General features: G+C 73.6%; 15 protein-coding genes. 2 read left to right on the top strand and 13 right to left on the bottom strand.

Annotated features, from left to right (window positions below; genetic code table 11):
* Positions 1–25: 25 nt before the first annotated feature.
* The 3 genes from ACSU53_RS08655 to ACSU53_RS08665 all read right to left on the bottom strand — a co-directional run bounded on the left by ACSU53_RS08655 (position 26) and on the right by ACSU53_RS08665 (position 6,453).
* A complete protein-coding gene (locus tag ACSU53_RS08655; protein ID WP_437026123.1) occupies positions 26–1,873 on the bottom strand; it encodes an acetolactate synthase large subunit in 1,848 nt (615 codons plus the stop codon).
* Positions 1,874–2,095: 222 nt separating this feature from the next.
* Positions 2,096–5,083 (bottom strand): putative bifunctional diguanylate cyclase/phosphodiesterase, encoded by a 2,988-nt coding sequence (locus tag ACSU53_RS08660; RefSeq protein ID WP_437026125.1) that lies wholly within the window; start codon positions 5,081–5,083, stop codon positions 2,096–2,098.
* A gap of 419 nt (positions 5,084–5,502) precedes the next feature.
* On the bottom strand, positions 5,503–6,453 hold the full coding sequence (locus ACSU53_RS08665; protein WP_437026127.1) for a 2-hydroxyacid dehydrogenase: 951 nt from the start codon (positions 6,451–6,453) through the stop codon (positions 5,503–5,505).
* Positions 6,454–6,528: 75 nt separating this feature from the next.
* On the opposite strand from ACSU53_RS08665, the gene ACSU53_RS08670 reads away from it, so the two are divergent.
* A complete protein-coding gene (locus ACSU53_RS08670; RefSeq protein WP_437026129.1) occupies positions 6,529–7,527 on the top strand; it encodes an aldo/keto reductase in 999 nt (332 codons plus the stop codon).
* 108 nt (positions 7,528–7,635) lie between these two features.
* On the top strand, positions 7,636–8,841 hold the full coding sequence (locus ACSU53_RS08675; RefSeq protein ID WP_437026131.1) for a PQQ-dependent sugar dehydrogenase: 1,206 nt from the start codon (positions 7,636–7,638) through the stop codon (positions 8,839–8,841).
* Positions 8,842–9,063: 222 nt separating this feature from the next.
* Here ACSU53_RS08675 and ACSU53_RS08680 read toward each other — a convergent pair whose 3' ends face one another.
* The 10 genes from ACSU53_RS08680 to ACSU53_RS08725 all read right to left on the bottom strand — a co-directional run bounded on the left by ACSU53_RS08680 (position 9,064) and on the right by ACSU53_RS08725 (position 22,395).
* Entirely contained in the window at positions 9,064–9,384 is a 321-nt protein-coding gene (locus tag ACSU53_RS08680) for a DUF6191 domain-containing protein (protein WP_437026133.1), read from the bottom strand.
* A 36-nt stretch (positions 9,385–9,420) separates the two neighbouring features.
* A complete protein-coding gene (locus tag ACSU53_RS08685) occupies positions 9,421–12,474 on the bottom strand; it encodes a helix-turn-helix transcriptional regulator (RefSeq protein ID WP_437033084.1) in 3,054 nt (1,017 codons plus the stop codon).
* A gap of 242 nt (positions 12,475–12,716) precedes the next feature.
* Positions 12,717–12,899, bottom strand: a complete 183-nt coding sequence (locus ACSU53_RS08690) for a hypothetical protein (RefSeq protein ID WP_437026134.1) — start codon at positions 12,897–12,899, stop codon at positions 12,717–12,719.
* Positions 12,900–13,097: 198 nt separating this feature from the next.
* On the bottom strand, positions 13,098–15,347 hold the full coding sequence (locus tag ACSU53_RS08695; protein WP_437026136.1) for an MMPL family transporter: 2,250 nt from the start codon (positions 15,345–15,347) through the stop codon (positions 13,098–13,100).
* 435 nt (positions 15,348–15,782) lie between these two features.
* Entirely contained in the window at positions 15,783–16,256 is a 474-nt protein-coding gene (locus ACSU53_RS08700) for a hypothetical protein (protein WP_437026138.1), read from the bottom strand.
* Positions 16,257–16,480: 224 nt separating this feature from the next.
* A complete protein-coding gene (gatB, locus tag ACSU53_RS08705) occupies positions 16,481–17,986 on the bottom strand; it encodes an Asp-tRNA(Asn)/Glu-tRNA(Gln) amidotransferase subunit GatB (RefSeq protein ID WP_437026140.1) in 1,506 nt (501 codons plus the stop codon).
* A gap of 15 nt (positions 17,987–18,001) precedes the next feature.
* A complete protein-coding gene (locus ACSU53_RS08710; protein ID WP_164334242.1) occupies positions 18,002–18,241 on the bottom strand; it encodes a hypothetical protein in 240 nt (79 codons plus the stop codon).
* Entirely contained in the window at positions 18,238–19,734 is a 1,497-nt protein-coding gene (gene gatA / locus ACSU53_RS08715; RefSeq protein WP_437026142.1) for an Asp-tRNA(Asn)/Glu-tRNA(Gln) amidotransferase subunit GatA, read from the bottom strand. The genes ACSU53_RS08710 and gatA overlap by 4 nt, the downstream gene beginning before the upstream one ends.
* A gap of 5 nt (positions 19,735–19,739) precedes the next feature.
* The gene (gene gatC / locus ACSU53_RS08720; RefSeq protein WP_362092091.1) at positions 19,740–20,036 is read right to left on the bottom strand and encodes an Asp-tRNA(Asn)/Glu-tRNA(Gln) amidotransferase subunit GatC; all 297 of its coding nucleotides are present in this window, start codon (positions 20,034–20,036) and stop codon (positions 19,740–19,742) included.
* 100 nt (positions 20,037–20,136) lie between these two features.
* On the bottom strand, positions 20,137–22,395 hold the full coding sequence (locus ACSU53_RS08725) for a putative bifunctional diguanylate cyclase/phosphodiesterase (protein WP_437026144.1): 2,259 nt from the start codon (positions 22,393–22,395) through the stop codon (positions 20,137–20,139).
* Positions 22,396–22,414: the final 19 nt, after the last annotated feature.

The raw sequence follows: 22,414 nt of genomic DNA on the forward strand, positions 1-22,414 counted from the left end.
CTCTGCTTGTGAGTCCCGACGGCTCTCAGTCGTCCTCGTTGTCACCGAAGTCGGGGCGGACGTCCCGGGCGGCCATGATCTCGTCGTTGGAGGTGCCGGCGGCGACCATCGGCCACACCATCGCGTCCTCGTGGACCACGAAGTCCACGACGACCGGGCGGTCGTTGATCGAGTTGGCCTCCTCGATGACCTTGTCCAGGTCGGCCGGGTCCTCACAGCGGATGGCGTAGCAGCCCATGGCCTCCGACAGCTTCACGAAGTCGGGGACGCGGGTCCCGCGGGCCTCGGGGTTGACGTCGTCGGGACCGGAGTGCAGCACCGTGTTGGAGTACCGCTGGTTGTAGAACAGGGTCTGCCACTGGCGGACCATCCCGAGGGCGCCGTTGTTGATGACGGCGACCTTGATCGGGATGTTGTTCAGGGCGCAGGTGGTGAGCTCCTGGTTGGTCATCTGGAAGCAGCCGTCGCCGTCGATCGCCCAGACCGTGCGGTCGGGGACGCCGGCCTTGGCTCCCATGGCGGCCGGCACCGCGTAGCCCATGGTCCCGGCGCCGCCGGAGTTCAGCCAGGTGGCGGGCTTCTCGTACTCGATGAAGTGCGCGGCCCACATCTGGTGCTGGCCGACGCCCGCCGCGAACACCGTGCCCTCCGGGGCCAGCTGCCCGATGCGCTGGATGACCTGCTGCGGGGACAGCGAGCCGTCCTCGGGCAGGTCGTAGCCGAGGGGGTAGGTGTCGCGCCAGCGGTTCAGGTCGTTCCACCAGGCGGTGTAGTCGCCCCGGTGGCCGTCGGCGTGCTCCTTCTGGACGGCCTGCACGAGGTCGGCGATGACCTCGCGGGCGTCACCGACGATCGGCACGTCGGCGGCGCGGTTCTTGCCGATCTCCGCCGGGTCGATGTCGGCGTGGACGATCTTCGCGTACGGGGCGAAGCTGTCCAGCTTGCCGGTGACACGGTCGTCGAAGCGGGCTCCGAGGGCGACGATCAGGTCGGCCTTCTGCAGCGCGGTGACGGCGGTGACCGCACCGTGCATGCCCGGCATCCCCACGTGCAGCTCGTGGCTGTCGGGGAATGCGCCGAGTCCCATCAGGGTGGTGGTGACGGGAGCTCCGGTGAGTTCCGCGAGGACCTTCAGCTCGGCGGTGGCACGGGCCTTGATGACCCCGCCGCCGACGTAGAGCACCGGCCGCTTCGCGGAGGTGATCAGCTTGGCGGCCTCCCGGATCTGCTTGGCGTGCGGCTTGGTGACGGGCCGGTAGCCGGGCAGGTCCATGGTGGGCGGCCAGGAGAAGGTGGTGCGGGCCTGGAGGGCGTCCTTGGCGATGTCGACCAGCACCGGGCCGGGACGGCCGGTGGCGGCGATGTGGAACGCCTGCGCGATGACCCGCGGGATGTCCTCGGCCTTGGTGACCAGGAAGTTGTGCTTGGTGATCGGCATGGTGATGCCGACGATGTCCGCCTCCTGGAAGGCGTCCGTGCCGATGGCCTTGGAGGCGACCTGGCCGGTGATCGCGACCATGGGCACCGAGTCCATGTGCGCGTCGGCGATCGGGGTGACCAGGTTGGTGGCGCCGGGCCCGGACGTGGCCATGCAGACGCCGACCTTTCCGGTGGCCTGCGCGTAGCCGGTGGCCGCGTGGCCGGCGCCCTGCTCGTGCCGGACCAGGACGTGGCGCACCCGGGTCGAGTCCATCAGCGGGTCGTAGGCCGGAAGGATCGCACCGCCGGGAATGCCGAATACCGTGTCGGCGCCGACCTCCTCGAGAGAGCGGATGAGGGACTGCGCGCCCGTCACCTGCTCGGGGGCGGACGGCTGTCCGGATCGGGGCCGCGGCTGCGGGTGGGCCCCGGTGGCCTGCTCGGTCATCGGCATTCTCTTCTCGATGCTGAGGGTTTTTGCGAGGTTTGCGCGGTGTACGCGGGTTGTGCGACGACTCTGGTGCAACAAAAAACCCCTCGTGCCAAAAGGCAAGCGAGGGGAGCGCGCCGGTGCGGGTAGCTGGGCCTTCAGGGCCCAGCGTCAGCCGACGCGCTGTCCAAGTACGAGAATTCGGGTGCGCATGGAACTGACCCTCCCCCCGGCACGCGCCTACTGTCAAGTGGGTGGGACCGGGGTCTCATCATGTGAGCGGAGGGCTGTCCCACCACGGAGAACGGTGGCCATCCCCGTCGGAAACACGCCACTCGAGCCGCCGGCGAACACGGGTTCGGCCGACTCGCCCGGCACCGGGCAGCGGCCGGCGGTCAGCGCCCGGCGCAGCCGGTACTCGTCCAGCGGTCCGGCGAAGGCCATGCCCTGTCCGTGGGTGCAGCCCATCGCGCGCAGGGCGGTGACCTGCTCGGGCCGGTCCACCCCCTCGGCCACGGACTCGACGCCGAGGTCCCCGGCGATGCGCAGCAGCCCGCTGGTGATCTTGTGCAGCCGCGCCGACTCCACGACGCCCTCGACCAGGGTGCGGTCGAGCCTGAGTATGTCGACCGGGAGACGTCTGAGGGCGGCGATCGCGGCCTGGCCGCTGCCGAGGCCGTCCAGGGCGATGCGGACACCGGCCCGCTTCAGCGCGGTCAGCCGCCGCTCCAGTTCGTCCAGGCACACCCGGGGGTCGGTGTCGGCCACTTCGACGATCAGCGAGCCGGACGGCAGCCCGTACCGGGTGAGCAGGGTCTCGATCCGGCCGAGCGGCGCCGAGCGGTCCACCAGGCGGTGGGCGCCCAGCCGGACCGCGACGGGCACCCGGAGGCCGGTGGTCTGCCGCTCGGAGGCCCGCTCGATGGCCTCCTGGAGCACCCAGCGGCCCAGCTCGGCGGTCTTCTCGCCGTCCTCGGCGACCCGCAGGAACTCCGCGGGTGTGAAGAGCACGCCCTGCGAGGAACGCCAGCGCGCCTGGGCGCAGACGGCGGTGATCCGGCCGTCCTCCAGGCTCACCACCGGCTGGTGCAGCAGCGAGAACTCGCCGTCGTGGAGGGCGGCGCGCAGCCGCCCGGCCAGTTCCGCGCGGCGCACGACGTCCTGCTGCATCTGGGGCCGGTACAGCTCGACGCGGCCCTTGCCCCCCGCCTTGGCCCGGTACATGGCCAGGTCGGCGTTGCGCAGCAGCTCGCCCGCTCCGAGGCCGGGTTCGGCGAAGGCGACGCCGATGGAGGCGTTGACCCGGACATCGTTGCCGTCGATGAGGTAGGGCTGCGACAGGGTGCTTCTGAGGCGGTCGGCGAGCTCCAGGAGGTGGCGTTCGCGGGCCTGGTGGTCGCGGGCGCCGTCCCCGACGATGAGGGCCGCGAACTCGTCGCCGCCGAGCCGGGCCGCGGTGTCGCCCTTGCGGACGGCGTCGTGGAGCCTCTTGGCGGCCTGGACCAGCAGTTCGTCGCCGGCCTGGTGGCCGATGGTGTCGTTGACGCCCTTGAAACCGTCCAGGTCGATGAACAGGACGGCGGTGCCGCGCAGGGCGGCGTCCCGGTCCGCGGCCCGGCGGCCGGACAGCGCCTGCTGGACGCGCCGGGTGAACAGCGCCCGGTTGGGCAGGTCGGTGAGCGGGTCGTGCTCGGCGTTGTGCTGGAGCTGGGCCTGCAGCCGTACCCGTTCGGTCACGTCGCGGCTGTTGAAGATGAGGCCGCCGTGATGACGGTTGACGGTCGACTCCACGTTGAGCCAGCCTCCCGCGCCGCCGGAGCGGAACCGGCACTCGATGCGGGTGGTGGGCTCCTCGGCGGGGTCGGCGGCGAGGAACCGGCGGATCTCGTGCACCACGCAGCCCAGGTCCTCGGGGTGGATGAGGTGGGCCAGTTCGGTGCCCACCAGATCCTCCGCGGGGCGGCCGTAGACGCCTGCGGCGGCCGGGGAGACGTAGCGGAGGATGCCGCTCGGCGCGGCGATCATGATGACGTCGCTGGAGCCCTGCACCAGGGAGCGGAAGTGGTTCTCGGCCTGCGCGAGTTCCTGGGTGAGGGTGATGTTGTCGAGCAGCATGATGCCCTGGCGCACCACGAGCGCGAGCACCACGGTGCCGCCGGTGAAGAGCACCACGCGGTCGACGCTGCGCCCGTTGAGCACGTGGTACAGGATGCCCAGGGTGCACACGGCCGCGGCGAGGTAGGGCGTGAGGGCGGCGAGGGAACCGGCGATGGGCCGGGCCGCCGGGAACAGGCCGGCGTCGCTCGCGGGGGCGGGCTGCGGGGCCGGCCCGCGCTGTCCGGGCAGGTGTCCGCGGATCACGCGCGTCTGCCCGGCGTCCTCGGGCCGCCCGCCGCGGCGCGCGGCCCAGGGGGCGTAGACGAGGAGCAGCGACCCGGCGAACCAGCCCGCGTCGAGCAGCTGGCCCGAGCGGTAGTCGTTGTGCAGCAGCGGCGAGGTGAACAGGGCGTCGCACATCACGGTGAGGGCGAGCGCACCGATCGCGGTGTTGACGGCGGAGCGGTTCACCGCCGAGCGCCGGAAGTGCAGCGCGAGCACCATGCTGACGAGGGCGATGTCCAGCAGCGGGTACGCCAGGGACAGCGCGGTGTGCGCCACGCTCTCGCCCTCGGCCTGGGCGGTCTGGGCGAGGGCCAGGCTCCATGCCAGGGTGAGCAGGGAGCCCCCGATGAGGAAGGCGTCCAGGGCGAGGCAGATCCACCCGGCCTTGGTCACGGGCCGCTTGGCGAGCACCAGCAGGCCCACGATGGCGGGCGGGGCGAAGCAGAGGAAGAACAGGTCCGCGTAACTGGGGCTGGGCACGGGCCGGTCGAGGATCACCTCGTACCACCCCCAGACGAAGTTGCCCAGGGCGGCCATGGTGGACGACAGCCCGAACAGCAGCCAGGCGGGCCGGAAACGGGTGTTCCGCCCCCGGGCGTACACGAAGCAGGACACGGCCGCCGCTCCGGCAGCGGCGCTGAGTCCGAAGTCGCCCATGATCAGTGCCAGTTCGTCCGATCCCCAGCCGAGCGCGGCACCGACGGCGTAGGCCGCGCACACGAGGGCGAGGACGAGCTGGGGGACGAGGCCGGGCCGCTGCCCGGCGGCCGGGGGGCGCGGCGGCGGCACCCCGGGGGCGGGTTGCTGCCGCTCCGCCGCCTCCGGCGTCGAGGTGGCGGCCGGCGCGCTCACCGCTCCCTCCCGGTGCGCCCCGCTCCGGGACCCCGCGGGTCCCGGAGCACCGGGGGTGTGCGCCACCCGCTCCCGACTCGGCGCGGGACGCGCGGACGGCGCTCCCGGCGCCCCGGCGGGTGGTCCGGTGGGAGAGGGGGACCGCTGTGCTGACAGCGGTCGCGCGCGGTCGCGCGCCAGGGTCGCCGTCGGCGGCTCCGCCGCGTCGGATCGCTCGTCCATAGGCCGTGCATCGCCCGTCGCCCCCCTCACAGTCTGCAAGTCCGTTCCCCCGCGCCGATGGTCAGTGGCGCAGCCCCTGTCGGGACGATACACCAGTCTCGTCACTCAGGGACATAGCTTCTCTACTCTGCGTGACGATCACCTGATGTATGAGTACCCAGCGCTTCCGGGAGGAAGCGGACGGTACCCGAAGCGGATTACGCGGTTTCCGCCCCTGTCTCCAGGATCACGTTCCGCAACTCCTCCCGGTTCAGGAAACGGTGCAACTGGTCCACGAGCAACCGCTCCGCCCGCGGCCGGAAGGCGGACGTCGGCCCGCCGGCGTGCGGGCTGATCAGCACGCCCGGGGCCTGCCACAAGGGGTGTCCGGCGGGCAGCGGTTCGGGGTCGGTGACGTCGAGCGCGGCGCGGATCCGGCCCGTCCGCAGCTCGTTGAGCAGGGCCTCGGTGTGCACGACCGGGCCGCGGGCCATGTTCACGAGCAGGGCGCCGTCCTTCATCCGGGCCAGGAAGTCCGCGTCCACGAGGTGACGGGTGCCGGCGGTCAGCGGTGTGGACAGGACCACGACGTCCGCCTCCGGGAGCAGGGAGGGCAGTTCGGTGAGCGGGTGCACCGGACCGCGCGCCGTGGTGCGTGCGGAGCGCGCGACGCGCGCCACCCGCGCGACCTCGAACGGAACGAGCCGGTCCTCGATGGCGGAGCCGATCGAGCCGTACCCCACGACGAGGACCGTCCGGTCGGCGAGCGCGGGGCGGAAACCGGCCAGCCACTCCCCCTTGTCCTGGGCCCGCACGTAGTCGGGCAGTCCGCGCAGCGAGGCGAGGATCAGGGCGAGGGCGAGTTCCGCGGTGCTGGCCTCGTGCACCCCGCGGGCGTTGCACAGACGGACCCCCGGCCCGAGGTGCTTCAGTCCCGGCTCGATGTGGTCGGTGCCGGCGGACAGCGTCTGCACGACCTGGACGGAGCGCATCAGCGGCATCGGCCGCACGCCGACACCGGCGGGCTTCAGGTAGGGCACGACGTAGAAGGCGCAGTCGGCCGGGTCGGCGGGGAACTCCTCGGCGCCGTTCCAGAAGTGGTAGTCCGGCCCCTCGGGAAGGCCGTCGATCTCCTGCGGGGGAAGGGGGAGCCACACGTCAGCAGTCATGCCCCGGAGGCTATGTCAGGGCGGCGGACCGGCAGAGGTTAGGTTGGTGGCTCGCAGAGGGAGGGTCACGACCAGGTGGAGCGCAGGACGATCGGCGCGGGGGCGCTCGCGGTGGGGGCCGTCGGACTCGGGTGCATGCCGATGAGCTGGGCCTACAGCACGTCGCGGCAGCACGGTCAGGAGTCGCTCAGGGCGGTGCACCGGGCGCTCGACCTCGGCGCCACCCTGCTCGACACCGCGGACATGTACGGCCCGTTCACCAACGAGCTGTTGCTGGGCCGGGTGCTGAAGGAGCGGCGGGCCGACGCGTTCGTGTCGACGAAGGTGGGCCTGCTGGTGGGCGACCAGCACATCGTCGCCAACGGCCGCCCCGGGTACGTGAAACGTGCCTGCGACGCGTCGCTGCGGCGGTTGCAGACCGATGTCATCGACCTGTACCAGCTGCACCGGGCGGACCCGGAGGTCCCGGTGGAGGAGACCTGGGGCGCGATGGCGGAGCTGGTCCGGGCCGGGAAGGTACGGGCGTTGGGGCTGTGCGCGGTGGGCGCGCGCTCCGGGCGGCGGCCGGGGGCCCGGCTGCACGACGGCACGATCCGCCAGTTGGAGCGGGTGCAGCAGGTGTTCCCGGTGAGCGCGGTGCAGGCGGAGCTGTCGGTGTGGTCGACGGAGGCGCTGCACGCGCTGCTGCCGTGGTGCGAGACGCGCGGGGTGGGCTTCCTGGCCGCGATGCCGCTGGGCAACGGCTTCCTCACCGGCACGCTGACGCCGGGCGGCGGGTTCGAGGCGGACGACCTGCGGGCCCGGCACCCCCGGTTCACCGCCGAGATGATGGCCGCGAACCAGCCGATCGTGGCCGGTCTGCGCCGCGTCGCGCGGCGGCACGGGGAGGACGTCACCCCGGCCCAGGTGGCGCTGGCCTGGGTGCTGTCGCGGGGACGGCAGGTGATCCCGGTGCCGGGCACCAAGCGGGAGCGCTGGGTGACCGAGAACGCGGCGGCGGCCGGGCTGCGGCTGACCGGACGGGACCTGGCGGAGATCGCACGGCTGCCCGCGGCGCAGGGGTCCTGGGACTGACCCGCGGGACGCCTCCGCGGCCGGCCCGTACCGCCGGACGGCCGGGAAGCGGGGCCGTCCGGCGGTTCGTGTCGGTGGGACCGGGAACCTGGGAGGCGCGAGCGGTGTATGACAACTAGGAACTGCCCGCGTCGAAGGGACGAGATCGTGCAACGACGAGCCGTGACGGCCGTACTGGCCGCCGCCGCGCTCCTGCTGACGGCCGGCTGCTCATCCGACGGCGGAGGGTCCCCCGACGGGGACGGCGGCACCAGCGCCTCCCCGAGCCGTACGGCGGGGCAGTCGCCCCCCGCGCAGGGCACCGGCGCTTCGACCCCGCCGGCGAAGGGCTCGGTGAAGGTGCTGCGCACCGTGACCACGGGACTGAGCACCCCCTGGGGGCTCGCCCCGCTCGACGACGGCGACCTGCTGGTCTCGTCCCGGGACGAGGCGACGATCACGCGGGTCGACGCGGACTCGGGGAAGAAGACCGGGCTGGGCGAGGTGCCGGGGGTGGTCCCGTCCGGCGAGGGCGGCCTGCTCGGCATCGCGCTCTCCCCCGAGTTCGCCGCGGACCGCATGATCTACGCCTACTTCACCTCGGCGTCCGACAACCGCGTGGTCCGCCTGCGGTACGAGGAGAAGAAGCCGGCCGGTCAGCAGCTGGGCGCCCCCGACACGGTCCTGCGCGGCATCCCCAAGGGCGTGGTGCACAACGGGGGCCGGATCGCCTTCGGCCCGGACCGGATGCTGTACGTGGGCACGGGCGAACGGGGCGAGACCGGTCTGTCCCAGGACAAGGAGTCCCTGGGCGGCAAGATCCTGCGGGTCACCCCGGAGGGCGAACCGGCACCGGGCAACCCCTTCCCGGACTCCCCGGTGTACTCCTACGGCCACCGCAACGTGCAGGGGCTGGCGTGGGACCGGAAACAACGCCTGTTCGCCTCGGAGTTCGGCCAGAACACCTGGGACGAGCTCAACGCCATCGAGCCGGGCGACAACTACGGCTGGCCGGAGGCGGAGGGCGAGTCCGGCGGGGACTTCCACGACCCGGTCCACCAGTGGGGCACCGCCGAGGCGTCCCCCAGCGGCATCGCCCACGCGGAGGGCTCGGTCTGGATGGCGGGCCTGCGCGGTCAGCGGCTGTGGCGCATCCCGTTGGACGGCACCGGGACGTCGGCCGAGCCGCAGGCCTTCCTGGAGGAGGAGTACGGCCGGCTGCGCACGGTCGCGCCGGCGGGCGGGAACCGGCTGTGGCTGGTCACCAGCAACACCGACGGGCGGATCCAGCCCAAGGACGGTGACGACCGGATCCTGGAGCTGGAGGTGAGTTAGGCCCTGTCGTCACCTTCCCGTCGTCCGCCCGCACGGCGGCCGTGCGGCGTCAGGTGCGTGCTCTCGGCGTGCCGGGCCCTGGCCCTGGTACTGGATGTACTCGCGTCAGGGCCCGGTGCGGCGAGAGTGCGTGCATGGCGGCGCACGGAAGACGGGAAGGTGACGACAGGACCTGGGAGAGTCTGCGCTCCCGTGAGCCGAGCGGCCGGCGGGCCGGGCCGGTCAGGCGCTCGCGGAGGTGTCCGGGGCGGGGGCGCCCGGGGCGTTCGGGGCGTCCCCGGCGTCGCTCCCGGTGTCGCCCTGGGGGTCCCCGGCGTCCTCGGCGCTCCGGTCGGCGTGAGGGCCGTGGCCGGGTGCGGGAGGGGCGTCCGGGCCGCCGTCCTGGGCGGGCGGGCGCACCACGACCTTGCCGGAGGCGAGGTCTATCGGGCCGCGTCCGGGATCGGCGTCGCCGACGTCCACCCGGCTGAGCTCCAGCCGTTTCTGTTCATCGCGGGTGTGCTTGCGGCCGGGGGCGAACAGTTCCTCGAGGGCGTTGAACATCGCTCCCCTTTCCAGGGCCGCGTGGGCGTGACGCCATTATCCCGCCTCGGCCTCCACCGGGAACAGACCCAGGCGGTGGGCCACCGCGGCGGCCTCGCCCCGGCCGGAGACGCCCAGCTTGGCGAGGATGTTGGAGACGTGCACGCTCGCCGTCTTGGGCGAGATGAACAGGGCCTCGGCGATGCGGCGGTTGGTGTGCCCGGCGGCCACCAGCCGCAGCACGTCCCGCTCCCGGCCGGTGAGGCCGAGGGCGTCGGCGGGATCGGCGGGACCGGTGGGCACGGCACCGCGTTGCCGGGGGACGGGGTGCAGCGCGAGGCGGGCGCGCTGGGCCAGCAGGGTGACGGACCGCTCCAGGGGGCGGGCACCGAGGTGCTCGGCCACGGTGGCGGCGAGCCGGAGCAGCTCCGTGGCCCGTTCCCGCCCGTCGTCGTCCGCGCCCGAGGCGAGCAGGGCCTCGGCGAGCCGGAAGCGGACGCGGGCCAGGTCGTGGGGCCGCTGGAGGTGTTCCAGCGCGGCGACGACCGGGCTCCAGTCCTCCGGTGCCGCACGGCCCTCGGCCCGCCGCAGCTCGGCGCGCAGCCAGGCGTCGTGCGCCTGCCACACGGGCGCGCCGGTGGCGAGGGTCCTGGCGGCAGCGCGCAGGCGGTCCAGGACGCCGGGGCGTCCGGGCTCCGTCGCGGGTGATCCGTGGGCGTCGGCCTCGGCGGTGGCGGCGGCGAGCAGCAGGGGCCAGCCGTAGCGCTGGGTGCCGGGCGGGAAACCCCCGTCGAGGGCGTCGAGCAATTCGGAGCGGGCGTCGGCCAGGCGGCCCTCCCCGGCGGCGATGCCCAGGGCGATGCGGTGCAGCGGCAGGGCGTACTGGGGCATCGGGTCGTGGGTGCCGAGGGAGGTGCGGGCGTCCGTCAGGTGCTGGGACGCCTCGGCGAGGTCGCCCCGGTCCAGTGCGAGGTGGGCGAGGCGCATCAGGGCTCCGGCCCGGGGTCTGGCGCCGCGTTCCACGCGCAGGGCGTTGCCCGCCGCATCGGCGGCCTCGTCCCAGCGCCCGAGGGAGTGCAGGGACTCGGCCAGGTTGCCCCACACCCAGTCCCCCGATTCCAGCAGTCCGAGTTCCCGGGTGACGCGCACGCCGTCGCGCAGGAGGTCCACCGCCTCCTCTGAGCGGCCGACGCCCTCCAGGGCCGACGGCAGGTTGATGTGGCTGCGCCCCACCACCGAGGTCACCCCCAGGGCGACGGCCCGGTCCTTGACCTCGTGCATCGTCGCGAGGCCGGCCTCGACGTCGCCCGCGTCGACCATGAGGCCGCCGAGGGTGAGCCGGGCGTTCAGCTCGATGTCCTGGGCGCCGACCATGCGCGCGTACTCCACGGCCCGCTCGGCGGCGGCCATGGCGTCCGGGCCGGGGCGGTGCAGCATCGACCAGGCGGCGGCGGAGGCGAGCACTTCGGCGTGCACCTCGGACGGCGGCAGGCCGCGTACCAGTTCCTGGGCGGTGCCGAGTTCGCTCCAGCCGTCGCCGCGGGCGAGGGACTGGGTGAGGCGCGAGCGCTGGACCCAGAACCAGGCGGCGCGCAGCGGGTCCGGGTCCTCGTCCAGCAGGCGCAGGGCGCGCTTGGTGATCTTCAGGGCCCGCTCGCGTTCGCTGCAGAGCCGGCCGGCGACGGCGGCCTCGGCCATCAGGTCGAGGTAGCGCAGGGGCGTCGTCTCCGGGTCGCAGCCGCAGGGCGGGTAGACCTCGGTGTAGTCGGCGGGGCGCAGGGTGGCGCGGACGGCGGCGGGGGCGGAGTCCCACAGTTCCATCGCCCGTTCCAAAAGCCGCAGTTGTTCGGAGTGGGCGTGCCGGCGGCGGGCCTCGACGGAGGCGTCGAGCACGGCGGGGAGGGCCTTGGCGGCGTCCCGTGCCTGGTACCAGTAGCTGGCCAGCCGGGTGACCCGCTCGTCGGCGGGCACCAGCGTGGGGTCGTGCTCCAGTGCCTCGGCGTACTGCCGGTTGAGGCGGGAGCGTTCACCCGGCAGCAGGTCGTCGCTGACCGCCTCGCGGACCAGGGAGTGGCGGAAGCGGTAGCCGTCGCGGTCGGGGGCGGGGAGGAGGATGCTGCTGTGCACCGCGGCGCGCAGGGCCGCCAGCAGGTCGTCCTCGGCGAGCCGGGCGACGGCGGCCAGCAGCCGGTACTCGACGGTGGACCCGCCCTCGGCGACGATCCGGGCGACCCGCTGGGCGCTCTCCGGCAGTCCTTCCACCCGCACCAGCAGGAGGTCGCGGAGCGAGTCGGTGAGCCCGGTGCAGCGGCCGGCGGGACCGGCGACGGCGAGTTCCTCGACGAAGAAGGCGTTGCCGTCGGAGCGTGCGAAGACCTCGTCCACCTGGGCGGGTTCGGGTTCCCGGGCCAGGATGCCCGCCATCTGGCAGCCGACCTCCTCGCGGCTGAAGCGGCCGAGTTCGAGGCGCCGGACGGTACGGAGCCGGTCGAGTTCGGCGAGGAGGGGGCGCAGCGGGTGACGGCGGTGGATGTCGTCGGAGCGGTAGGTGGCCAGCACGACCAGGCGTCCGGTGCGCAGGGTGCGCAGCAGGTAGGCGAGCAGGTGCCGGGTGGAGGCGTCGGCCCAGTGCAGGTCCTCCAGGGCGAGGACCACGGTGTGCTCGGCGGCGACGCGCTCCAGCAGGCGGGCGGTGAGTTCGAAGAGGCGGGCCATGCCGTGTTCGTCGCGGCGGGCCTCGCGGGCGGCCTCGGTGCCGAGTTCGGGCAGCAGCCGGGCCAGTTCCTCCTCCTGGCCGTCGGCGGCCTCGGCGAGTTCGGCCGGCAGCTCGCGGCGGAGCCCGCGCAGCGCGGTGGAGAAGGGGGCGAAGGGCAGTCCGTCGGCGCCTATCTCGACGCAGCCGCCGAGCGCGACGACGGCCCCCCGTTCCCGGGCGGCGGTGGTGAACTCCTCGACGAGGCGGGTCTTGCCCACGCCCGCCTCGCCGGCGATGAGCAGGGCCTGCGGTTCGCCCGCGGCGGCACTGCCGAACGCCTCGTGCAAGGCGCCCAGTTCTTCCGTGCGGCCGACGAACACGGGACTGACGGACCTGGTCTCCACGGCCCCGAGCATGGCACGCGTCACCGACGGCGCGGCACCGGTTTTCCCCACGGCGGAAGCCGCCCGCACCGGCCCGCCGGGCGGGGCGCCCGTCGTCGGCGGGGCGGTGCGGGCGGCTGCGGCGGGGCTCCGGGGACCGCCGGGGTGGCCGGGCTCGGCGCGCGGGTCCGGCCCGGGGGCCGGGGCGTCCGCGGAGGCCGGGCGCGGTGGACGGCGGCCGACCCCCGTGCGGTCGCCGGCCCCCGGCTCCGGGTTCATGCCGCTCGGGCGAACCGGGGCCGGCGGAGGCGGCGGGTATGGCTCTCGTGCTCGGCGTCCCGTGCGTCGGCATGGCGGGCGGCGCGGCGCCCGCGGACGGCCTCCCGGACGCGGCGCTGCTCCTCGGCGGAGTCGATGAGTTCCTGCTGGCGGAGCTTGTGGATCTCGTACTCGAGCATGACGGTCCCCCTGGGACGATGCGGTGTGGCGTCGCTCTCTGCGATGCCTCCACCTTCGTCCCCCAGGGGGGTCCGGCACATCGGGAGACTGCCGCATCTTCGGCGGCACCGGGGGCCTTAGACGGGGACGGGGTGCCTCGGGACGTCCGTAAGGTGCCTACGGCCGGCCGTTCCCGCGCCCCCGCACCCCGCGCGGGGTCACCCGGCCGCGTCGCCGGCGTCGGCCCGCCGCGCGTCCCCGGTGAGGACCCGGGCCGCCTCGGCGTCCGTGGCCTCGGCCAGGCGGGCGTGGGCGAGGCGGGCCTCGGGGGGTTCGATGCTGATGCGCGGCAGGATCCGGTCGAGCACGCGCGGCAGCCACCAGTTGGCGCCCCCGAGCAGGTGCATGAGGGCCGGGACGAGGAGGGTGCGCAGTACGAAGGCGTCCAGGGCGACGGCGGCGGCGAGCGCGATGCCGAACATGGCGATCACCCGGTCCCCGCTGAGGACGAAGGCGAGGAACACCGCGATCATGATGACGGCGGCGGAGTTGATCACCCGGCTGGTCTCGGCGAGGCCGACCCGGACGGCACGCCGGTTGTCGCCGGTCTCCAGCCACTCCTCGTACATCCGGCTGAGCAGGAAGACCTGGTAGTCCATGGACAGGCCGAAGAGGACGGACACCATGATCACGGGGAGGAAGGGTTCGATCGGCCCCGCCCGCCCCAGGCCGAGCAGTTCGCTGCCCCACCCCCACTGGAAGATCGCCACGACGACGCCGAAGGCGCCGGCGACGGCGGCCACGTTCATCGCGGCGGCCTTGACCGGGATGCCGATGGAGCGGAACGCGAGCAGGAGCAGCAGGCAGCCCAGGCCGACGACGACCCCGACGAAGACGGGCAGCTTGCCGACGATGACGTCGGCGAAGTCGTCGTACCCGGCCGTGGTGCCGCCGACCAGCAGGTCGAGGGAGGTGCCCGCCTCGGCGCGCGGCAGCACGTCGTGGCGCAGCCGGTCGACGAGGTCGCTGGTGGCCTGGTCCTGCGGGGAGGACTCGGGCACCACGGTGAGGAACGCGGTGTCCCCGGACGGGCCGTAGGTGACCGGTGAGACGGAGGCGACGCCCTCGGTGTCGCGCAGGGTGGCGTCGAGGTCGCCGAGGGCCAGCCGGTCCTCGGCCCCGTCGACCTCGGTGACGACGGTGAGGGGGCCGTTCACGCCGGGCCCGAAGCTGTCGGCGAGGAGGTCGTAGGCCTGGCGCGTGGTGGACGTGCTGGGGTGGTTGCCCTGGTCGGAGGTGCCCAGGTGCAGCGAGAGGGTGGGCAGCGCGAGGACCGCCATCACGGCCAGCGCGACCACGCCGAGCAGCTTGGGGTGACGCTCCACGAACGCCGACCAGCGCGCGGCCCACCCGGTCGGCAGTTCGGGCTGGGGTCCGTGCTCGGCGAGCCCGCGGCGTTCGCGGCGGCTGAGCGCCCGCATGCCGATGAGCGACAGCAGGGCGGGCAGCAGGGTGACGGAGGCGGCGACGGTCAGCACCACGGTGAGGGAGGCCGCGACGGCGACGCCGTTGAGGAAGTTGAGGCGGAGGATCAGCATGCCCAGCAGGGCGATGCACACGGTGGCCCCCGCGAAGACCACCGCGCGGCCGGTGGTGGCGACGGCCTCGGCGGCGGCCTCGGGGACGGTCAGTCCCCGTTTGAGTCCGCGGCGGTGTCTGGTCACGATGAACAGCGCGTAGTCGATGCCGACGCCGAGCCCGATCAGCAGCCCGAGCATCGGCGCGAAGTCCGCGACCGTCATCACGTGCCCGAGCAGGGAGATGCCCACGTAGGCGGTGCCGACCCCGACCAGCGCGGTGGCGATGGGCAGCAGGGAGGCGGCGAGGGAGCCGAAGGCGAGGAACAGCACGACGGCGGCCACGAGCACGCCGACCGCTTCCGCGAGGTGCCCCTCCGGCGCCTGGGTCAGGCCGACGGCGCTCCCGCTCAGTTCCACCCGCAGCCCGTCCGTCTCGGCCTGCTTCGCCGTCTCGACGACGGCCGCCGCCTCTCCGGCGTCGATGTCCTTGGCCTGGTCGGCGAAGGACACCGTGGCGTAGGCGGTGCGGCCGTCCTCGCTGATCCGGCCGGCGCCGCCGGTGTCGTCGTAGGGCCCCCGGACGTCGGCGACGCCGGGCAGTTCGGCGACGCGTTCGAGGGTGCGGGTCATGGCCTGTTCGACCGCGGTGTCCCGGACGCTGCCGGAGGCGGTGTGCCAGACGACGGTGTCGCTGTCACCGCCGAGCTGGGGGAAGCCCTCGTGCAGCAGTTCCACGGCCCGGCCCGACTCGGTGCCGGGGACGTCGTAGTCGTTGGAGTAGGTGGAACCCGCGACGGCGGCACCCGCGGCGACCCCGCCGAGGGCGAGGAGCCACAGCAGGACGACGACCAGACGTCGTTGGACACACCAGCGTGCGAGGGCTGCCACGAATGTGCTCCCGGAGGGACTGAGTGTGGATCTTTGACCGGGAACAGCCGTTCATGGAAGGAACTGCCCGCAAAGAACGCATGAGCGATGCCCTGCCACTCTTGCACCTGCGAATGATCGTTTGTCGTGTTCGTGGGCTTCTTCACAGCGATGCGGGGCACCTCACACGCCACCCGCCCCGCGCCGGGACGGCCCCCGGCGCCTCGCCCGTCCTGCCGGGCCGGCCCACGACGCCCCGCCCGCCCTGCCGGGCCGGCTCGCCCGGGGACGCCGCCTCGTCCTGCCGGGGGCCGGCTCGTACGCGGTCCGCCTCGTCTCGTCCTGCCGGGGGCCGGCTCACAGGCGTGCGTCCGCCTCCCCCTGCGCAACGGCCCGCACGGAACCCGGGCCGGCGCGACGGCTCCACGGCGCGGGCCCCCGGGCAGGCACCGGGCGTCAGTCGAACTGGTCGCCCAGCGCCATCACCATCAGCCCGGCGATCAGCAGCCACAGCGCCCGCCGGGTGCGGCCGCGGGAGCCCAGCACGGCGGCGGCGACGCAGATCACCGCACCGCCGGCGTACGCGCCCGGGACCGGCGCGGGCGCGGGGCCGTTGAGGCGGAGCAGCGCGGCGGCCAGTCCCGCCATGGACAGCACGGCGCCGGTGCCGGCCGCGACGAAGCGGGCCCGGCGTGCCCGCGACCCGTCCGGGTCGGGGTCGGGGTCGGGGTCGGGGTCGGGATCGTCGTCCGGGTCGGGGTCGTCGTCCGCCTCGTGCTCCTCATCACCCGCCTCGGCGTCCGCGGGGACGTCCCCGTCGGCGTCCGGGGCGAGGGAGGAGTCGTCGTCCGGGATCACGGCAGCCGGGTGGGTCTCGGCCGGCTCCGGACGGGTGTCCGAGTGCGTGTCGGAATCGGCGCGTCCACTCATGGCCAGGGAGCGTAGCGGCCGACGTCGGGGCACCGGCCGCGGGGTCCGGCGGGGCCGTCGGCCGGCCGGCGGCGAGCCCGTGCGACCGGCGGCCGCGGGGCGCTGTGGTCACCGCGTTCACCAGGGAGCGAGCGAGGGGTGCACCGGCCCGACCGGTGCACCCCTCGTCCTCCTGCTGCGGCCGCCGCGACGGCCGTCTGTGGACCGCCCGCGGATCAGCCTGCTCAGACGCCCAGCTTCTCCAGGATCAGTTCCTTGACCCTGGCCGCGTCGGCCTGGCCGCGCGTGGCCTTCATGACGGCGCCGACCAGCGCGCCGACGGCGGCCACCTTGCCGCCGCGGATCTTGTCGGCGATGGCCTGGTTGCCGGCGATGGCCTCCTCGACGGCCGTGGTGAGCGCGCCCTCGTCGGAGACGACCTTCAGGCCTCGCTTCTCCACGACCTCGTCCGGCGTGCCCTCACCGGCCAGGACGCCCTCGATGACCTGGCGGGCCAGCTTGTCGTTCAGGTCGCCCTTGGCCACCAGCTCGGTGACGCGGGCCACCTGCGCCGGGGTGATCGCCAGTTCGTCCAGCGCCTTCTGCGACTCGTTGGCCGCGCGGGCCAGCTCGCCCATCCACCACTTGCGGGCGGAGGCCGCGTCGGCCCCGGCGTCGATGGTGGCGACGATCGGGTCCAGCGCGCCGGCGTTGAGGATCGCCTGCATGTCGGTGCCGGAGATCCCCCACTCCTCGCGGAGCCGGTTGCGGCGCACCAGCGGCAGCTCGGGCAGCTCGGCGCGCAGCTTCTCGACCCACTCGCGGGACGGGGCGACGGGGACCAGGTCTGGCTCCGGGAAGTACCGGTAGTCCTCGGCCTCCTCCTTCACGCGGCCGGAGGTCGTGGACCCCGTGTCCTCGTGGAAGTGGCGGGTCTCCTGGACGATGGTGCCGCCCGAGTTCAGCACGGCCGCGTGGCGCTGGATCTCGAAGCGGGCGGCCCGCTCGACGGAGCGCAGCGAGTTGACGTTCTTGGTCTCGCTGCGGGTGCCGAACGTCTCGGCGCCCTTCGGCATCAGCGACAGGTTGACGTCGCAGCGCATCTGGCCCATCTCCATGCGGGCGTCGGACACGCCGAGCGCCCTGATGAGTTCGCGCAGCTCACGGACGTAGGCCCGCGCGACCTCGGGGGCGCGCTCACCGGCGCCGGTGATGGGCTTGGTGACGATCTCGATGAGCGGGATGCCGGCCCGGTTGTAGTCGAGCAGGGAGTGGGACGCGCCGTGGATGCGGCCGGTGGCGCCGCCGACGTGGGTCGACTTGCCGGTGTCCTCCTCCATGTGGGCGCGCTCGATCTCCACGCGGAAGGTCTCCCCGTCCTCCAGCTGCACGTCGAGGTAGCCGTCGAAGGCGATCGGCTCGTCGTACTGGGAGGTCTGGAAGTTCTTCGGCATGTCCGGATAGAAGTAGTTCTTCCGGGCGAAGCGGCACCATTCGGCGATCTCGCAGTGCAGCGCGAGGCCGATCCGGATCGCCGACTCGACGCCGGTCGCGTTGACGACCGGGAGCGCGCCGGGCATGCCGAGGCAGACCGGGCAGGTCTGGGTGTTCGGCTCGGCGCCCAGCGCGGTCGCGCAGCCGCAGAACATCTTGGTGCGGGTGCCGAGTTCGACATGGACCTCGAGGCCCATGACGGGGTCGTACGACGCCAGCGCGTCCTCGTACGACACCAGGTCGGTCGTGGTGGTCACGGTGAAACTTCCCTCTCAGCCCAGCAGGACGTCGTCGTCGCCCAGCCGCTTCAGCTCGCGGTAGAGGATGGCGAGGCCGGTGACGATGGCGGCGGCGGACACGGTGGCGTCGATCAGGACCAGGGTGTCCTTCTCCAGCCGGGCCTTCTTGACGCGCTTGGCGACGCCGACCGCGCCGAACGCGGTGGCGGCCATGGACAGGTACGTACCGGACCGGGACTTCTTGAAGCCCTTGGCCTTGGTCAGTGCACTCACAGCGACGGAGCCTCCTCGAGCAGCGGGTGGCCCCACTTTTCCACGAAGGCGGCCTCGACGGCGGCACCCACCTTGTAGAGGCGGTCGTCCTTCATGACCGGGGCGATGATCTGCAGTCCGACCGGCAGGTTGTCCTCGGGTGCGAGGCCGCAGGGCAGCGACATGGCCGCGTTGCCCGCCAGGTTGGTCGGGATGGTGCACAGGTCGGCGAGGTACATCGCCATCGGGTCGTCGGCGCGCTCGCCGATCGGGAAGGCGGTGGTCGGGGTCGTCGGGGAGACGATCACGTCGACCTGCTCGAAGGCCTGGTCGAAGTCCCGCTTGATGAGCGTGCGGACCTTCTGGGCGCTGCCGTAGTACGCGTCGTAGTAGCCGGAGCTGAGCGCGTAGGTGCCGAGCATGATGCGGCGCTTGACCTCGTCGCCGAAGCCCGCCTCGCGGGTCAGCGAGGTGACCTCCTCGGCGGAGTGCGTGCCGTCGTCGCCGGTCCGCAGGCCGTAGCGCAGGCCGTCGAAGCGGGCGAGGTTGGAGGAGCACTCCGAGGGCGCGATCAGGTAGTACGCCGACAGCGCGAGGTCGAAGGACGGGCAGTCCAGCTCGACGATCTCGGCGCCGAGGTCCTTGAGCAGGTCCACGGCCTCGTCGAACCGCTGGACGACACCGGCCTGGTAGCCCTCGCCGCGGAACTGCTTGACGACACCCACGCGCATGCCCTGGACGCTGCCGTTGCGGGCGGCCTCCACGACCGGCGGGACCGGCGCGTCGATGGACGTGGAGTCCCTCGGGTCGTGGCCGGCGATCACCTCGTGCAGCAGGGCCGCGTCCAGGACCGTGCGGGCGCAGGGGCCGCCCTGGTCGAGGGAGGAGGAGAACGCCACCATGCCGTAGCGGGAGACCGCGCCGTACGTGGGCTTGACGCCGACGGTGCCGGTGACGGCGGCCGGCTGGCGGATGGAGCCGCCGGTGTCGGTGCCGATGGCGAGGGGTGCCATGTGCGCGGCGAGCGCGGCGGACGAGCCGCCTCCGGAGCCGCCGGGGATCCGGGTGAGGTCCCAGGGGTTGCCGGTCGGGCCGTAGGCGCTGTTCTCGGTGGACGACCCCATGGCGAACTCGTCCATGTTGGTCTTGCCGAGGATGACGACGTCGGCGTCCTTGAGACGCTGGGTGAGCGTCGCGTCGTACGGCGGGATCCAGCCTTCGAGCATCTTGGAGCCGACGGTGGTCGGGATGCCCTCGGTGGTGAAGATGTCCTTCAGGGCGAGGGGGACGCCGGCCAGCGGGCCGAGCTTCTCCCCCCGGGCGCGCTTGTCGTCGACGGCGCGCGCCTGGGCGAGGGCGCCCTCGCGGTCGACGTGCAGGAAGGCGTGCACCTTCTCGTCGACGGCCTCGATGCGGGCCAGGTGGGCTTCGGTGACCTCGACGGCGGTGAGTTCGCCGGAGGCGATCTTCGCCGCGGTCTCGGCCGCGGTGAGCCTGATGATGTGATCGCTCATGGCGGTTACTCCTCCCCCAGGATCTGCGGCACCTTGAAACGCTGCTGCTCCTGGGCCGGGGCGCCGGACAGCGCCTGCTCGGGGGTGAGCGAGGGACGGATCTCGTCCGGCCGCATGACGTTGGTCAGCGGGAGCGGGTGCGAGGTCGGCGGGACGTCTTGGTCGGCGACCTCGCCGACGCGGGCGACCGCGCCGATGATGTCGTCGAGCTGGCCTGCGAAGTGGTCGAGCTCTTCGGGCTTCAGCTCCAGACGCGCCAGCCGGGCGAGGTGGGCGACCTCCTCGCGCGTGATGCCAGGCATGCAGCGATCCTCTGGGGTGAGTGTGTGTGTTTGGGGCCAATCCTATGGGGCCCGCGGTGGTGCCCGTGAAACGGTGCGGGCCGGTGCCGGAACCGTACGCCTAGCCGACCCGGCCGGAGTCGTCGCCCGCGGCGGCGGGGAGGGCCGCCGCGGGGCGCTGCCAGCCGCGGGAGCCGCGGGCCAGGAGCCAGGCGGTGGTCTCGTCGGGCGGCATCGCGGCCGCCACGAGCCAGCCCTGGACGGCGTCGCAGCGCAGGTCGCGCAGGCGTTCCCAGGTCTCGTCGTCCTCGACGCCCTCGGCGACGACGAGCAGGCCGAGCGAGTGGGCGAGGTCGATCGTGCAGCGCACGATCTCGGCGTCCTCGCTGTCGACGGCGAGCCGGGCCACGAAGGAACGGTCGATCTTCAGTTCGCTGACCGGCAGCCGCCTCAGGTGCACCAGTGAGGAGTAGCCGGTGCCGAAGTCGTCGAGGGACATCTTCACGCCGTGCCCGGTCAGGGCGTTGAGGGTGTCGGCGGCGCGCTGCGGGTCCTCCAGCAGGACGTGTTCGGTGATCTCCAGCTGGAGCGCACCGGCCGGGACGCCGTGCCGGGCCAGGCGCGCGGCGACGGAGCCGGCGAAGCCGGGGGTGTGGACGTCGCGCGGGGAGACGTTGACGGCGACGGGCACGAACAGGCCCTGGGCGCGCCACGCCGCGACCTGTTCGAGGGCGGTCTCCAGGACGTACTCCGTCAGGTGGGGCATCAGTCCGGAGGACTCGGCGATCGCGATGAACTCGTCCGGGGGGACCCGGCCGCGCTCCGGGTGCACCCACCGCACCAGGGCCTCCAGGCCCGAGACCTGGCCGTCGAAGCGGACTTTGGGCTGGTAGTGCAGCTGGACCTCGTGGGCGTCCAGGGCCCGGCGCAGGTCGCCCAGCAGGCCCAGCCGGTCAGGGGTGTTGGAGTCGCGCTTGGACTCGTACACCTCGACGCCGGTGCGGTCCCGCTTGGCCTGGTACATCGCCACGTCCGCCCGCCGCAGCAGGCCCTCGGCGTCGAGCGCGTGGTCCGGGAAGACGGCGACGCCCGCGCTGGCCTCCAGGACGAGGGTGAGTCCGTCGAGGTCGAGCGGCGAGCTGAGGGCCGCGACCAGGCCGCGGGCGACGCGGGTCGCGGACGTGGTGGAGTCGGCGACGGGCAGTAACACGGCGAATTCGTCGCCGCCGAGCCGCGCCGCCTCCGCGCCGCGCGGCAGGGCGGCTCTCAGCCGGTCGGCGATCTGCAGCAGCAGCCGGTCGCCGGCGAGATGGCCGAGGGTGTCGTTGACCGAACGGAACCGGTCGAGGTCGATCAGCATGAGGGCGGAGCGGGCTTCGATGCGCTCCGCGTCGTCCAGGGCGGTCCAGATCCGTTCCAGCAGCCACTGGCGGTTCGGCAGGCCGGTCAGCGGGTCGCGCAGCTGCTCCTCCGCGCGGGCCCGGGCGATCCACAGGGTGGAGTCGAGCGCGATGAGCGGGATGGCGAACAGCGGCAGCAGCAGCGGCTTGGCGTCCGCGACGACGCAGATCAGCGGGGCTATCCCGAGCAGGGCGACGGCGACCAGGGCCTGCCGGACCAGGGCGGTGCGGGCGACGGTGGGCAGCCCGGCACGCGGGGTGTGCAGGTACCAGAACAGGGTGCGGGTGACGGCGAGGTAGGCGACGGCGACCAGCACCACCTCGAAGGCGGTGGCGAAGGACCAGCTGTCCGGGGCCGAGGGGCTCTCGACGGACGGCACGGAGCCGAACGCGGCCAGTACCAGGGCGCCGGCGCCGATCCCGAGGAGGTCGACCGCGCCGTGCAGGACGCCCTGCCGCCAGCGGCCCCGGCGGGCGGCACCGACCAGCACGACGACGGTGAGGCTGACCATGCCCGCGGGCACCCAGCCGTAGAGCAGCAGTACGGCGAGGGTGAGCGCGGCGCCCGAGCCGGTGCCGCCCCACCAGCGGGAGCGGCCCAGCATGACCAGGTGGCCGACGACGATGCCGGCGAGCACGGCCAGCGACCAGCCGACGGTGCCGGACGGGAAGAGGGCGTGGCCGCCGGTGAAGGCGTACAGGAAGCCGGCGCCCAGGACGAAGGCGGCCGCGGCGACGATCGCCGTGGGCAACGCGGGCCAGGGCAGGTGGCGTTCGCCGTCGGTGTCGGACAGGACGGGGCCCCGGACGGCGGGCCGGGGCCGGGCGTGGCCGAGTCCGTCCGCCGAGTCCGCCGCGGTGTGCTCCCGCGAGCCCGGCCGGTCCGCGGGCCGCCCGGCCGCGCGTCCGCGCCGGCGGACGGCGGTCAGCCGGCCCAGACGCAGCCGTGAGCCCGGGGCGGCGCTCTCGGTCGGTTCCATTCCCGTCCCTCTCACAGCC

This window comes from Streptomyces sp. enrichment culture, assembly GCF_964273255.1.
Lineage (GTDB): Bacteria > Actinomycetota > Actinomycetes > Streptomycetales > Streptomycetaceae > Streptomyces.